Genomic DNA, 14,113 nt, shown 5'->3' with positions numbered 1-14,113 from the left:
TAATCCTCCCCCCTTCATGCCGTCGACTATGGCGGCATGAAAACGAGACCCTCACTTTATAACGCCCTCACCACCGCGCTCTGTTTCGAGCTGGGTACTGACGTGCCCGAGTGGGTCGAGGTTCTTCCTCCTGGTCCAACCATCGGCGGCCGCGACGGTCGTCGATGGACCTACGACGCCAGCCAAGTCATTGCCGAGACGGTTGCCCACAGCCAGGGCAGCGACCTGCCTTTCGACTACAACCACGCCACCGAGCTGAAAGCCCCCAAGGGCGAAAAGGCCGAAGCCTCTGGCTGGGCGCGTGAGTACCGCGTAAACGAGCGTGGTGCGGTGGAGGCCCGCGTGGAGTGGACGCAGAAGGCACGCAACGCCATCGAGTCGMGTGAGTACCGCTACATCTCCCCRGTGTTCGCCTTCGACGASCRCACCGGGCGCATCGCCCGCTTCAGCAGTTTCGCSCTGGTCAACAAGCCGAACCTGCTCACCAAGGCCCTCAACTCYGAGCAGGCCGYTYTCCTTTCACAACAACCGGAGGAATCCGATATGGCGCTTGCAGCCATCCTGGCGGCCCTTGGCTTGCCCGAAACCGCCACGGACGAGGAAGCCGTGGCAGCCATCAACAAGCTGCTKGAAGACAAGAAAGTCGCCCTGCAGACCGCWGCCAACAGCGAGAAGGCKCCGTCCCTGGCCCTYTACGTCCCGCGCCAGGACTACRACACCCTGGAACAGCGCGCCCTCAACGCCGAGAACCAGCTGCAGCAGCATCAGAAAAGCCAGCTGACCCTCGCGATCAATGCCGAGATCGAGAGCGCCCTCAAGATCGGGAAGATCACCCCGGCMACCAAGGACTACCACCTSGCGGCCTGCCAGGAAGAAGGCGGCCTGGAGCGCTTCCGCCAGTTCGTGAAGAACGCGCCGTCCGTAACCGATCCCGTCGTGCCCGATGGCGAGCACCAGGGCGAGAAGAAGGCGCTCAACGCGGAAGAGCAGGCGGCCGCCAAGGCCTTCGGCTGGACCGATGAGCAGTACATCGAAAACACCAAGGGGGTGAAGTAACCATGGCGACTACCGTCACGCCGGCCGTAYTGGCCGCACTGTTCAARGGCTATCGCGCYGARTWCCAGCGGGCGCTCAGCGACAACCAGACCAAGGCCAAGTGGCAGCAAGTTGCSACSCTGGTYCCCAGCGTMAGCGCTTCGAACCTCTACGCCTGGCTGGGYCAGTTCCCCATGCTSAAGGARTGGGTRGGKGCTCGCGTAGTCAAGGCCATGACGGCTGAAGGCTACGAGGTMGCCAACAAGCTKTTCGARAGCACGGTGTCGATCCTGCGCACTGCGGTCGAGGATGACCAGGCCGGCATCTATATGCCGATGTTCACCGAGATGGCACGCGCTGCGGCCTATCACCCCGACGCCCTGGTCTTCGCCGCGCTCAAGGCTGGCATGACTTCGGCCTGCTACGACGGCCAGAACTTCTTCGACACCGATCACCCGGTWTACCCGGAAGTGGACGGYWCCGGGGTGGCGACCTCKGTCAGCAACGTCGACATTCCCGGMGCGAATCCGGGACCGACCTGGTATCTCCTGGACGTCAGCCGCGCGATCAAGCCGATCATCTTCCAGGARCGCACCAAGCCTGAGCTGACYAGCAAGACCAACCCGGAKAACAGCGAGCACGTCTTCGATCACGACGARTTCGTGCATGGCATCCGCTAYCGCTGCAAYGCWGGWTTCGGCTTCTGGCAGATGGCCTACGCCAGCCAGCAACCGCTGACCGGCGAGTTCTACGGCAAAGCCCGTGCAGCCATGGGCCAATTCAAGGCCGACGGCGGGCGCCCGCTGAACATYACCCCCGGCCTCCTRGTAGTACCGCCGCAGCTGGAAGCTGCAGCCCGGAAACTGCTGATCAAGGAYGAGAACGGCGGCAACGAATGGGCCGGCACTGCCGAGCTGTTCGTATGCAACGAGCTGGCCTAAGGGGRCRYCGCCATGATCGTGCGCATCAAGTCTGCTCGGGACGGCTACCGGCGCTGTGGCGTCGCCCACCCCAGACAARYCACCGACCACCMGGCCGACCGATTCACCGAGGMCGAGCTGGAGCGACTCCAGGCCGACCCGGTGCTGACCGTCACTTTGGTGGATGGCGATCTGGAAGACGACCGAGAGCCGTCTGGTGGCCCAGGGGCAGTCCCGGCTGGTGCCTCGTCTGAACCGACACCAGTTCCTGCAGCAGCTCCTGCAGCTGAACCTGCACCCGCTCCTGCAGCAGCACCGCAGAAACCGGCGAAAGCTCAGGTGAAAGCAGCGCAGAAAACGCCCGCACAAAAAGGGAACGCCAAGGTAAGTGCGCGCGGCAAGGGCGGTGCCAAGGCGCCCGCCAAGGAAGGCAATGAGGCTGCCCAGGAAGGGCAGTCAGYCGACGATGCCAACTCTTCCGCGAAACCTGCGGAAGGTGAAGGCAGCGAAGGCGGTCAGGAGTAACGGTCATGCCYTACGCCWCCCGCGAAGAGCTGATCAAACGCTGGGGCATGGATGCCCTCCTGGTCGTCGCTGATGACGACCAGGACGGCGTGCTCGATGACGATGTGGTCGATGAGGCGCTGGCYGGTGCCAGCGCCGAAATCGACGCTTATGTGGGCGTGCTGCACCGGCTACCGCTGGCGGAGCAGCCGGCCACCCTTATYCAGCCGTGYTGCGACATCGCCATGTATCGGWTGTCGTCGGACGGCGCCAGCAGCACTGAMGAGAAGCGCAAGCGCTACGAGGACGCGGTGGGCTACCTGCGCCGGGTCGCCGAGGGCAAGGCMTCTCTRGGCTTGGCCACGCCGCCTGACCAGGAAAGCAGCGGCTTTGCCTACTTCGAGGCCGAGCCCAAGCGATTCGGGAAGCTGCTGTGAGCGGCGCCTCGATCAGCGTCAACCTCCTGGAGGATCAGCGCCTTGCACGGCGGATCGACCGCCTGGCCGCGCTGGACATCCTGCCGCTCCTGGAGGGCATTGGCGCCGAGGTCGTCAGCCAGACCCAGCGCCGGATCGCCGTGGACAAGGCCAGCCCAWCGGGCCAGGCCTGGCCGGAGTGGTCCGCTGAGTACGCCGAAACGCGGCACAGCGGGCAAAGCCTGCTCCAGGGCGAGAACCACCTGGTGAACAGCATGACGTATCAGACCATGGGCGACAGCGTTCTAGTCGGCAGCCCCCTGGTCTATGCCGCCACTCACCAGTACGGCGAYGAGGATCGCGGYATTCCGCAAAGGGAATACCTCGGCCTGGAGGGCGTGGACCTGGACGACGTGGTCGGCCTGATCGAGGACTACCTGGAGGAACTGGCAGATGAGTGAGTTAACAGCCGACCAGGTGCTGGATGGCATCAAGGTTTGGGCTGAGAGCGTTTTCTCGGCCAGCGGCCTGACGGTCGAGACGCAATTGCACGGCGGTCGATTCGTGGCCGCCGAGCTGGAGCGCTACGCGACGCGGACCATGGCCTGCCGTATTGCCCTGGAGGGGCTCAAGTTCACCCTGACCGGCCAAGGGAAGCTGGTTGCCACCGCCCTGGTGGTTGTCGTCGGCCTGGCCGGCGACCAGGGCAAGGCAGGGACCAGGGCCAGCAACGTGCTGCGCGTTCTGACTCCCCTGCAGGCGGCACTCCCAGGAACCAAGCACGACCTGGAACTGATGGACAGCATCGACGCCAAGGATGTGCGYGCAGCRAACCTCTACAACGCYSCGCTRGAAGGCCGYAACTGCGCCGCCTGGGTACTGGCSTGGCCTGTGAAGTTTCAACACCCCCGAGTCCGATAGGAGGACACATGAAAGTAGAAAAGGCCCCCGCCTCGGCAGGGGAAACCAAACCGGCCGACGTGAAGGTGAAGATCACCCACGACAATGGGCATCGTCATGCCGGCACCAAGCACCCCAAGGACGCGGTTATCACCGTGACCGAGGCCGACGCAAAGCTGATCGAAGAGCACTTCAAGGTCGGCGAACGAGTGAAGGGGGAGTAACCCATGGCAGGAGTCAAGGTATTCAAGGGCATTGGCATCGTCTCTGCCCAGCGCCTGGGCATCGAGAACGCACCGATGCGCGATCTGGGCGACGTCGAGCAATTCAAGATCGCACACCGCACCAGCTCGATCACCTGGAAACAGCATCGCCGCGTGGGTGGCGGCAACCTGGCCAAGCTCGATACCCCTGAGGGGGTCGACCTGACCGTGCAGATGCAGGAGTGGTCCGAAGAGAACCAGGCCATGGTCACTCAGGGCAAGGTCATCGAGCTGGAGCCGGAAACCGTTACCGGCGAGGCCGTCGTCCTGATTCCGGGCAGCCTGGTCCTGACTGACTTCCCCGGCCCCAAAAGCCTGGTCATCACCAAGACCCAGGGCAGCACCCCGGTCCCTAACACCGAGGTCGAGCTGTCGGCCGCTGGCTTCCGCGTGAAGGAAGACAGCGCGGTCATCACCGAGCCGACCCCGGCAACCATCGCCTACACCAGCACCAAGGCGMTYCGCATCGAGCCCATCGTGGAAGCCGGCGCCGAGTACAAGCTGGTCCTGGACGGCCTCAACGAAGCCGACAGCGGTCGCCCGGTGGTCGTGACGATCTGGCGCTGGAAGGCGCCGCCTGCAGAAGAGCTGGCACTGATCGACGCCGAGAACCCCGGCAAGCTGCTCTCCAAGGGTGAAGTGCTGGCCGACACCTCTCGGCCAGTGGGCGAGTCGCCCTTCTACCGCATCGACTGGCTGTAAGCCTTCCACCCTTCCGGCCCCGAAAGGGGCCGGCTCCTGGAGTTCCTGAATATGAGCATGGCYCTGACTAAGACCATTCMCCTGGGCGAGATCAGCGTGGAAGTGCGCGAGCTGACRGTGGGYGAGATTCGCCACCTKCTCAAGATGATGGCCGAGGGCGAYAGCAGCGACGTGATCAGCAGCRCGCTCCTGCCGGAGATCAGCCTSACYGAGCTGGCCCTKATGACTGACCTCGATGTCGAYCAGYTGGAYGACCTGGCGCCCAGCCARCTGCGCAAGGTGTTCGAAGCCACCCGCGAGGTGAACACGGATTTTTTCGKCCTGCGCGAGCGARTCGTGGAGGTGGGGARACAAGTCCTCGGGARGCTCTCCGAAGRCTCGAAAGAAACGCTAGTGCCCTGATTCGCCAGGGGCATACAGGGGTGTGGGATTACCCCTGGGGGACGTGGCAGTCAGCGGTAGATGAGGCGATTGAAGCGGCGGAGCGGATGAAGGCAGGCAGCTAGTCCTCCTTCTTCACCTTTCCCGCCGAGGCAGAGAGCAACGGCTTGAACAGCGTAACGAGTAACAGCACGAACAGGAGGACAACAACTAAGCCTCCCGTGAACTCTGCGATCTGCCTGGAGAAGAAAGTGAATGCAAGAACCAACGCTATTAACAGGTAGATAGCCTTCATGACTGATGTCCGTCTCTCAGTAAGTGTCGATGCCAGTCAGGGCCGCAACGAACTGCAGCAGTTCAAGGCCGGCTATTCGGCCCTGGTGGAGCAGCTGCGGCGCCCACTGAATCAGATCGCGTCCGTGCGCGATTTACAGGCGAGCCTAGTCGAGAAYAGCAAGCAGCTCAAYGACGTSMGGGATCGCGTCCGCGACCTGGCYAAYGAGCTGATCGCCTCCGAGAARCCCACCAAAGCCCAGCAGATGGCCTATCGCGCSGCCACGACWGAGGCMAAAWCGCTTGAGCAAGCGATCAGCGGTCARAAGTCGCAGCTCGCCCARCTSTCCGCCTCGCTCAAGTCTGCAGGTGTCGACACCAACTATCTGAGCAACGAGCAGAAGCGCCTCTCGGMAGATTTGGCACAAGCCAGCGCTGCKGCMGACCAGCAGGCGCGGATTGCTGGRGCGCGYCAGGCCCTCGGGGTRCGCCCCCATCGCGAGGTGCGTGCCGAGATTGAGAARCTCCGGCAGCAGTACGCWCTCCTWCAGCGCGACGGGCAACTRTCCACGGTTGARCTGGCCCAAGCGCAGATCAACCTGCAGCAACGAACCGAACARCTGACCCAGCAGACTACYGGCTGGGCAGGTTCGCTGCGCCAGGTGCAGATCGAGGCCGGCCTGGCRGTGGCAGGRCTCGGCGCYTTGMTCTACGGCGGAAAGCAGCTCCTGGAGTTCTACGCCAAGTTCGCCCAGGCAATGGCTGCGGTCGACTCSATCACCAACCTGACACGCCCCSAACTTAAGGAAATGTCCAAGGACGTGCGGGATCTGGCTGTCGCCTATGGTCGYGATGCCACCGAGTCGGCCGAGGCKCTCAACGACATCCTGTCGTCTGGYGTCTCCGAGGACAACGGCATCAAGGTCCTGGARCTGTCYATCAAGGCGGCCATTGCRGGGATGACCGAGACYGGCACCGCYGCRGCGGGYGGYCTGGCCATCGTTAACGCCTACGGTGAGGGCATCGAGAACCTTGGGCTCCGCTACGACCAAATGTTYCTGGCGGTCAAGGATGGCGTGACCACCTTCCCSGAGCTGGCCCAGTTCATTGGTGAYGTGCTGCCCACGGCCAAAGCCGCTGGCGTTGGCTTCGATGAGGTCGCGGCAGCAATCGCTCGGATGACCATTGCGGGGATCAAGACGCCCCAGGCCACGACGGCCTTGAAGGGTGCCATCAACGCCCTCGCCGCGCCGACACCGGACGCGCAGAAGAAACTGGCTGAGATGGGCATCTCCTGGAAGGGGCTCACCGCCACCCTGGAAGACATCGCGTCKCGGAARCTCGGCCTGGATGCAATGCGGCAGATCATCCCGGACGTAGAGGCACGCACCGCAGTGCTGAGCCTCACGCAATACATCAGGGAAATGCGCGCCGAAGTGACGGCAATGGGCGAGGCTGGCGGCTCGATGGAAGCGGCATACAGCAAGATGTCCAATACGCCTCAAGCAGAGCTTGACCGCTTCAATGCCTCTTGGAGGGAATTCAAACTCCAGCTTGGTGAGGTGGCCGAGGCGTTTTCTCCATTGCTCGATGGTGGCGCCAAGATTCTGAAGTTTTTCTCTGAACTTCCAGAGCCAGTGCAAGTAGCCATTGCATCCATTGTTGGACTGGGCGTGGCTTTGTTCGCTGGTGCCAAGATCATGGTCGCGATGAAAGAGCCCGCCCTAATGCTCAAGGCAGCTCTCACAGCTCTGCCTGGTGCAGGCCCTGGTATCACATCCCTTGTCGGGCAGCTCGGCACTCTGATCGCCTCGCTGAAAACCGTCGCCGGCTGGGCATCTGTGGCAAAGGGCTCCCTAGCTCTRGGCCTAGTCGCCTGGACCGGCAGCAATCTCCTGGAGCTGTACAACCTCCACAAACAGAACCAGGAACTCACCAAGAGCCAGCTGGACTACGAGAAGGCGCTGAACGACACCATCACGGCAACGGCCAAGTACGGCGATGTGGTGATCCAGCCAACGCAGGCACTCGCCCGGATGGACGATGAGCAGCGCAAGGCCTACGCCGAGTCGCTGCGCCTGGCGGAAGAGCACTACCGCAAGCAAGCGGAGCTGACCAGTCGCAACGACATGAAGCGCGACGGCCCTACGGCCCCGGTCAGCAACGAGGCGCTGGCAGCGGCCAAGCGTGCTCGCGAGTACCGCGAGGCGCTGCAGCAGATGACAGCTGACCAGGCTGCCGCAGCCGAGGCCCAGGAAGCGGCCGAGAAGCGSCACACCGACAACATGAACAAAATCAGGRCCGAYAACCTGGCCAAGCTCCAGACCGCGCTGGCCACTGAAATGCGCATGTATGAGGCTGCTGCCAAGCGCCTGGAGACTGCGAAGAAACAGCGCGAAACGGTGGCCAAAGAGTTCGCCGACCTGGCCAAGGACATGCGCACTGCCCCGGCCGGGCAAGCTTCGCTCAGCGATGTCTATTCGCTTCAGTCGAAGGCTCGCCAATCGCTGCAGAAAGGCGATAACGAGGGCGCCCTTCGCCAGGCTCGGGAAGCGGCCAAGGTTCTGCGTGAGCTGAAAGAGGCGGGCGAGAACGGCTACGGGCTGGAAGGCATCGCAGACGAGCTGGGCACCATCGCCAACAAGGCCGCGACSAACATCGAAGGCAATGAGAAAGCCAGGCTCGCAGTCATCAAGGCCGACATGGAYGAAATCATCGCCAARGCCGAGGCGATGAAGCGCGTGAACATCGAGTTCAACGGCGACGAGAAGAGCATCCAGCAGTTGGAGACGCAGGCCCAGGCGCTKGCCGAGCGGCTGAAGAAGTACATGGTCATCCCGATCAACTACGTCGGCGTGGACCCTAACGTCACCAGCAGCGAGAAGGATGCGAAGAMGGTATTCAAGGACCTGCCCGATGGGGTCAACCGCGCGTCGGGTGGCTGGATCGATGGACCTGGTAGTTACACCAGCGACAGCATCCGAGTGAACGCCTCGCGCGGGGAATACATGCTGCAGGCCCGAGCAGCACAACGCCTYGGRGCAATGAACCTGGAGCAYATGAACCGTACCGGCGAGCTGCCTGGTCGTGCTGACYTGGTGCCATACATCCCGCAAATGCCTTCACTGGATCGGGTGGGAGAGAGGCAACCGATGTCCTTGGAAATGCCGTGGGGCGGCTCCTATGCCGTGGAGGCAACACCCGCCGAGGCCTCCCGTATGCAAGAGGACATGAAGATCGCTCGCATCAAACTAGGAAAGCCCAATGTCCGCCGATAACAAACCCACGCCGCTGGTGCTTGGCGGMATCGAAATCGTCCCGCACTCCGGCACCATCCGGCAGCGCTATGAGCCCATCGGCGGGAGCAGTACCTTCCGCCTTTCACGCGGAACCGGCATCAAGCAAACGCACTGGCAGCGCACCGCAACCAGCGTAGGTGGCACYGGCTACCTCGACCCCGGCCTGTTCGCCCTGGACTACAGCGAACCGCTGGARCTGCTTTGCGTTCAGCCCCGCTCGATGGAGGGGGTTACGMCTATCTTCACTCTGCCGCCCGCAGCGAGCCGCCGCCCGAATGATTCGCCCACCGGCTGGGCAAGGGTCGGAGACACCTGGATCGAAACGKCGCTGCAGCTTGAGGGCGACGTGGCCCACCTGGGRGCGGTCGCCRGGGCGGCGGGCTACCGAGTCTTCTGGCTGCCTCGCCTGGTGGTTTTCACTGACGGCATTGCCTCCGAGTTCGACAACGGCACCGGYATGTATGACTGGTCCTTTGAGGCGCAGGAGGTCTGATGCTCAACGTCCTGCCGCTCAACACCAGGCCGCTCAATACGCTTTGGCGCCGTGCCGCCGAGCCAGGTGGCCCGGTGGTCATTCTGCCCCCGGCCCCCATTGCCCCTGGTGTGATTCCACCGGGCTACGGCTACCGCTGGGACGTCTCTGTGACTATCGGCGGCGTGCAAGTCTCGGCCAGGCTCTCCCAGCGTATGGAGATTGACCGGGAGGAAGGCGCGGCAGGGGTCGCCACCTTCTCCTTGTTCTACCCGGACGGCACCGACGTTCCGCTGGACCTGGACGGCGAAGAGGTGGTCATCGACTTCATCAGTGAAACGGGCGGTGTCACCAGGCAAGAACGGCGTTTCACGGGCTACGCCATCGAGCCGTCCTGGGATATCGCTAACCGGCTGATGAAGATCACCTGCAGCGATCAGCTCCAGTACCGGGTCGAGAACATGACGGTCGAGCAGATCGACGCGCTGACAGGAGGCTGGTGGACGCCCGACATGTTCGAGTCGCCTGACGGCCGCAGCCGTTGGGACTACGCCCAGGAACGCCTTGAAAGTCGCACGGTATCCATGGATGTCAGTCCGACCGGTGAGATTCGTGTTACCAGTTGGTATGCGACGGAACCTGCGGCCCGATTCGCCCCCGGCAGCACCATCTATCAGAGCGCGTCGACAGACCTGGCCAAGACCCAGCAGGCGACAAACCGCGTCGAGCTGGAGGTGGAGTACCGCTATTCCCGGCTGTGGCAGCGAGACGAAAGCTATGCATGGGCACACCCAGGCGCAGGCGGTCATGGGGGCGTGCAGGGGTTCTGCACCTGGCGGCCGGATAGTACCGACCTGCCCGACGTCGCAATGATCGAGCAAGCCACCGAAGGTGCCGGGCTGACGCTGCTGCCTAATCCCAGCTACTTCAAGCTGCCTCCCAGCAGCGGTGACCCCTGCGGCAATGGCCAGGGGTGGCGCAACGACTACCCCGATTTGCTGCTGGGGGCCGACTGGACGGGCTCGCGGCGCTGGGTTCAGTCAGTGACGGAAAAGTACAGCCTTGTCATCGCCTGTCCGAAGGGCCTCGGCCCGACCGGGGGGCAGGTAGTCAGCAGGCAGAGTACGGGCTTCGAGATCGAGGACAGCAAAGCCGAAGAATGGGAGAGCAAGACCATCACCGGCCCTGTCTCTGGCGTCCAGGACCTACGCGATGACGCCCGGCGTGATGCCGTTCTGGAATGCTCGATCCGTCGCGCCGTCGCCACGATTGTCGGCGGGCAGCGGGGAACCACGATCAGTTGGCAGGTGCCGACGTCTCTGGCCCTCGGCCTCGACCTAATCCACACCCTGGAGTTAGCCGACCAGGCCGAAGGCACCGGCAAGGTGCGCCGGATCGTAGACGAGTACGACTTCGACGCTGGGTCAGCAGTCACCACCCTGAGCATCGCGATGATGCGCGGCGGCGGCTTGTCTGACCCGCTGACCGTCCCGGCTAAGCCCGTGGTGGATGCGCCTCCAACCCACGTTGGCCACCCAGCCCTGGCCACACAGCTTGGTATGCGCAACGAGAGTCCGATCTACGACGACGATCTGGACGGCTTCGCGGGCAACTACGACAACCGCGACGACGACATCAACCCCRACCTGGAAGAGTTCCCGCGCCGCATGACCATCACCGCCTCGGAGATTCCCGCCGARCTGCGAGATGAGCGGAAGGTCGCGGTTGCTGGGCTCTACCAGGTCGGCATCCCCAACGACCACCTGGTGCTTTGACATGAGTGCAGCAGATGCCCGCCGCGCTAGCGGCARCTCAATGGAGGCCAGCCGCCGYGCCAGCGGTAAGGCCCTKATCGATGACCTTCGCGCTATCCAGGACAGCAACACMCAGGAGCGGCGCCTATCGCAGATTCCCCAGCGGGGCGCACTCGCAGGCCAGCGAAGCCGGGCCGACTATGTGGCGCCTGCTGCGGCAGTGAGTGGCGGTATCGCCAGCCCGCTTACTGAGCCCGATGCCGCCACGCGCGAGTACTTCGACTCGGTGCTGGTTCCGACCACTGACGGCTTGATCTGGGCACGCTGGAAGAGCCTCAAGAAAATCCACATGGTCGACGCGAACAACGCGCCTGTGGCCTTTGAGTTCAAGAACGGGGTGCAGAAATGAGGTTCCTCAATAACTTGGATGCAGTCCTGACGGCCCCTTTGGCACTCGGTGGGCTGCAACTGCCAATCAGTACCGAGKCCGCCGCGCGGCTCACAGCGGGCGTGGACTACCTGCTCACGCTGACTAACAGCGCCGACCCCGCAGAGCAGTCCAGCTGGGAGGTCGTGAAGGCCAGGCGCACAGGTTCTGTCGTCGCCATCGTGCGCGCAGTTGAGGGCGTCGAGAGCAGCTGGGCACAAGGCGCGCGGGTGTTCTGCACCATTACCGCAGGGGCTCTCAACCAGGTGCTGGCCCGCCTGGACGCTGCCGAGCAGGTCCAGGGMCAACTGCAACAGAACAACGACGCWTTGCAGCAAGCCCTCAATGCGCTGACGGAGCGTGTTGCRGCGCTTGAGCAAGGCGGYCCYGGCCCTGATCCAACGCCCTCGGTGCTGACCGATGGCGCAGGCAAYAYCCTGGTCGACGGCCAGGGCAACACATTGATCATGCAGGAGTGACCCTATGCCAAACATCACGCACGTCGTAACCGGCGCCAMCTGGCCCAGCACSGCACCRCCCTCCGTTGGCGCYCACTACATCATGGTGGATGCCGACGAGAACCCWACCGGCTCRYTGTGGTTTGCGGTCGCTGCCGAGCASCCGGAAGACTGGGTRCTGGTCAAGGGCARCSCGAAAGGGCTCTATGCCGATATCAACCACGTCAGCRCCACTCAGGCAGTCGACCGCATGRCGCGCCTGGTCAGCCTGAGCGTGGGCTTTGAYCTGGAAGGGACRCAGGCCCTGKCGGTGGTTGAGYTTCCYGATTCGCCAGTGATCCGCGAAGACCTGGTGCTGGAAGTTWTGGYCATCAACGGCCGMTCCGTCACCGCKCGGRTMGACGTAAAGTTCCCGTAYCCCATTGGTGGCATCACCATGCCCGACGGGGCGGAAGGTGTCACAGCCGCTGTCGGCGAAGACTTCCTGCGGCTCACCATCACCCAAGACATCCGCCTGACCTTCAAGGGTATTGAGTACGCCGCCGAGGGCGGCGACCCAACGATGGCTTATGCGACWGTYGTTCCCAGTGATCCTGGTCCGACCCAGTGGGTCGGCGTGCCGCCGCTGAGCTGATCATGGCCTTCCCGAAYACRCCGCTTGATCCTGAAATCGCCGTGTGGGGCTGGCCATGGCATGGCCCTCTCACCTGGAACGGCTCGGGTGGGTGGGTGGCGTTGCCCAGCGGGCGAACCGTTCCGGTCACGAACGTCACGCATTGGACGTTCCTCTGGGATATGGGGATGCCAGTCTCTCTGGTAGAGACAGACGACCCGGACGAACAGTGGTGGAATGCCGCTGTTCTTCGCGCTGCTCGTGGTGGACGCGCCGTGTATGCCTATGGCGGTCAGGCAATCAACGCAGGTCGCATTCTGCTGGAAGGTCAGGTAGGCGACTTTGGCCTCACAGCAACCTCTGACAACGAGACTCAGCTGTTGAGGATGAGTTTCGGCGTAGGGGTGATGAACGCTCCGAACTTCTGGACCACCTCCGAGCGCACACTGACGTTGACCTTCACGGAGTTGGACATTCCCATTCCAGACCAGCCCGTCACGGGGGTGGAGGTCGATGTGCTTGATCGTCGGCCGGATGGCACAGGAGTCATCCTGCGGCTCTATCGCAACTACCAACCTACCTTGTCAGCGCAGGAAACCCTCGCGCTTCTGGAGGTGCGCTTTTCCGGGGCCTTCGACAACCTGGGCGTCAGCCATACCATTCTTGCCAGTGGTAAAGACTGTCGCGGCAGGCTCACCGTTGCAGCCGACCCTGGRGATGATCCGGGGACCATTGTCAGGGGCGGAATMAGCCGSGCGCGCGTAGGGGARTTCCTGTGCGACTACTCYATCGCCTCCGACTACTGGGCTTGGTATGGGGAGTCGGGCGAGGCRGAAGTTCTGCGCTTTACCGCCCGCGCGGTGGGCACCGTTACGCGCACGGCCTCCGTGACAGGGGGCGGCGCTGACATGGTGTTCRTATCWTCCAAGCAGGAGAGCTACGACTACACCTATGAAATCTCTGGCGGCGGCGTTTCTTTGTCGGTGTCCGCTAGTTCCCAGCTATCCAGCGACGCTACAGCTTATGGCGAGAACGGCGAGCGCACAGTGGACAGCGGCACGATGCGYACGACRTTCGGCCAAACGGAGGTGCAGAGCCAGGCSGRCAGCAGCGATACACCTGGCGGCATTGACGAGATTGGTTATTTCASAGCGCCAGAAGACGACGCTATCSCCGCCTTGATTCCGGCCATGTATGCCTACCCCTCAGGGGGCTTTCGCAGCGTCCACCCTCTGCTGACCTTCGCGGGGGTTTCCAACCTCGCGGTYGAAGTCCTGCTGCGATACCCGGAGAACGTCACGACCGTCTTTGTCCCGGAGCTRCGGTACTACTCCTCGGCACTGACRCCGAGCGGGGTTCACGGCGAGCCATTCAGCTACACAACATCCGAGGGMCAGAGCGCAGGGCTTGACCTGGCGAGCTTCAACCCARTAACGCATCAGGTTCTGCGCCATCTCGATCAGCCGACCTTCGGGTGGGTGTGAGGCGGCGGTGCCAATTGTCGCGCAAACATCGGGCGGCCTCAGCGGCGGAAGGCGGTGCCAAGCATCGCGCAAGGCAGTACCAAAAGCGGCGCGCGCTTACACTTTGGCTTTTAAAAACCTTCCAGAGAAACGTCCGCACACGCCGAATGCCCCGTTCAGGAGGCCTCGTTGAAGCGGAGTTTCAGGGGTTGAGCGACATGGATGTCGCGAGA

16 protein-coding genes are annotated in these 14,113 nt (G+C 63.2%); 15 read left to right on the top strand and 1 reads right to left on the bottom strand.

Features of this window, described 5'->3' with window-relative positions:
* Nucleotides 1–36 precede the first annotated feature (36 nt).
* Genes A6723_RS13420 through A6723_RS13385 form a run of 8 tightly spaced genes read left to right on the top strand, consistent with a single transcriptional unit; the run spans nucleotide 37 to nucleotide 4,740 of the window.
* Entirely contained in the window at nucleotides 37–1,056 is a 1,020-nt protein-coding gene (locus A6723_RS13420) for a phage protease (protein WP_064979719.1), read from the top strand.
* A 2-nt stretch (nucleotides 1,057–1,058) separates the two neighbouring features.
* Complete coding sequence (locus tag A6723_RS13415; protein ID WP_064979718.1) at nucleotides 1,059–1,976, top strand: Mu-like prophage major head subunit gpT family protein; 918 nt, start codon at nucleotides 1,059–1,061, stop codon at nucleotides 1,974–1,976.
* A 12-nt stretch (nucleotides 1,977–1,988) separates the two neighbouring features.
* A complete protein-coding gene (locus A6723_RS31755) occupies nucleotides 1,989–2,480 on the top strand; it encodes an HI1506-related protein (protein ID WP_139092978.1) in 492 nt (163 codons plus the stop codon).
* A 5-nt stretch (nucleotides 2,481–2,485) separates the two neighbouring features.
* Complete coding sequence (locus A6723_RS13405; protein ID WP_064979716.1) at nucleotides 2,486–2,896, top strand: gp436 family protein; 411 nt, start codon at nucleotides 2,486–2,488, stop codon at nucleotides 2,894–2,896.
* On the top strand, nucleotides 2,893–3,336 hold the full coding sequence (locus A6723_RS13400) for a phage virion morphogenesis protein (protein WP_064979715.1): 444 nt from the start codon (nucleotides 2,893–2,895) through the stop codon (nucleotides 3,334–3,336). The genes A6723_RS13405 and A6723_RS13400 overlap by 4 nt, the downstream gene beginning before the upstream one ends.
* A complete protein-coding gene (locus A6723_RS13395; RefSeq protein ID WP_064979714.1) occupies nucleotides 3,329–3,796 on the top strand; it encodes a hypothetical protein in 468 nt (155 codons plus the stop codon). Before A6723_RS13400 ends, A6723_RS13395 begins: the two co-directional genes overlap by 8 nt.
* 8 nt (nucleotides 3,797–3,804) lie before the next feature.
* A complete protein-coding gene (locus tag A6723_RS13390) occupies nucleotides 3,805–3,999 on the top strand; it encodes a hypothetical protein (RefSeq protein WP_024767746.1) in 195 nt (64 codons plus the stop codon).
* A gap of 3 nt (nucleotides 4,000–4,002) precedes the next feature.
* Nucleotides 4,003–4,740 carry a hypothetical protein gene (locus tag A6723_RS13385; RefSeq protein ID WP_064979713.1) on the top strand — a complete coding sequence of 246 codons (738 nt, stop codon included), beginning with the start codon at nucleotides 4,003–4,005 and terminating at the stop codon, nucleotides 4,738–4,740.
* Nucleotides 4,741–5,242: 502 nt separating this feature from the next.
* Here A6723_RS13385 and A6723_RS32130 read toward each other — a convergent pair.
* Complete coding sequence (locus tag A6723_RS32130; protein ID WP_175405547.1) at nucleotides 5,243–5,416, bottom strand: hypothetical protein; 174 nt, start codon at nucleotides 5,414–5,416, stop codon at nucleotides 5,243–5,245.
* Here A6723_RS32130 and A6723_RS13375 point away from each other — a divergent pair.
* From A6723_RS13375 to A6723_RS13345, 7 genes are all read left to right on the top strand, one after another.
* A complete protein-coding gene (locus A6723_RS13375) occupies nucleotides 5,415–8,672 on the top strand; it encodes a phage tail tape measure protein (protein WP_064979711.1) in 3,258 nt (1,085 codons plus the stop codon). The genes A6723_RS32130 and A6723_RS13375 overlap by 2 nt on opposite strands.
* Entirely contained in the window at nucleotides 8,659–9,186 is a 528-nt protein-coding gene (locus A6723_RS13370) for a hypothetical protein (RefSeq protein ID WP_064979710.1), read from the top strand. The genes A6723_RS13375 and A6723_RS13370 overlap by 14 nt, the downstream gene beginning before the upstream one ends.
* A complete protein-coding gene (locus A6723_RS13365; protein WP_064979709.1) occupies nucleotides 9,186–10,940 on the top strand; it encodes a hypothetical protein in 1,755 nt (584 codons plus the stop codon). The genes A6723_RS13370 and A6723_RS13365 overlap by 1 nt, the downstream gene beginning before the upstream one ends.
* 1 nt (nucleotide 10,941) lies before the next feature.
* Complete coding sequence (locus A6723_RS13360; RefSeq protein WP_064979708.1) at nucleotides 10,942–11,328, top strand: hypothetical protein; 387 nt, start codon at nucleotides 10,942–10,944, stop codon at nucleotides 11,326–11,328.
* Complete coding sequence (locus A6723_RS13355) at nucleotides 11,325–11,825, top strand: hypothetical protein (RefSeq protein ID WP_064979707.1); 501 nt, start codon at nucleotides 11,325–11,327, stop codon at nucleotides 11,823–11,825. Before A6723_RS13360 ends, A6723_RS13355 begins: the two co-directional genes overlap by 4 nt.
* 415 nt (nucleotides 11,826–12,240) lie before the next feature.
* Nucleotides 12,241–12,438, top strand: coding sequence for a hypothetical protein (locus tag A6723_RS31750; protein WP_139092977.1), 198 nt, complete (start codon nucleotides 12,241–12,243; stop codon nucleotides 12,436–12,438).
* 2 nt (nucleotides 12,439–12,440) lie between these two features.
* The gene (locus A6723_RS13345; protein WP_064979705.1) at nucleotides 12,441–13,901 is read left to right on the top strand and encodes a hypothetical protein; all 1,461 of its coding nucleotides are present in this window, start codon (nucleotides 12,441–12,443) and stop codon (nucleotides 13,899–13,901) included.
* Nucleotides 13,902–14,113 lie beyond the last annotated feature (212 nt).

Origin of the sequence: Pseudomonas sp. AU11447 (assembly GCF_001672555.2) — a bacterium.
In the GTDB taxonomy this organism is placed as follows: domain Bacteria; phylum Pseudomonadota; class Gammaproteobacteria; order Pseudomonadales; family Pseudomonadaceae; genus Pseudomonas; species Pseudomonas nitroreducens.
The sequence above is the reverse complement of the archived record's forward strand: the minus strand, read 5'-3'. Positions and strand labels throughout refer to the sequence as shown.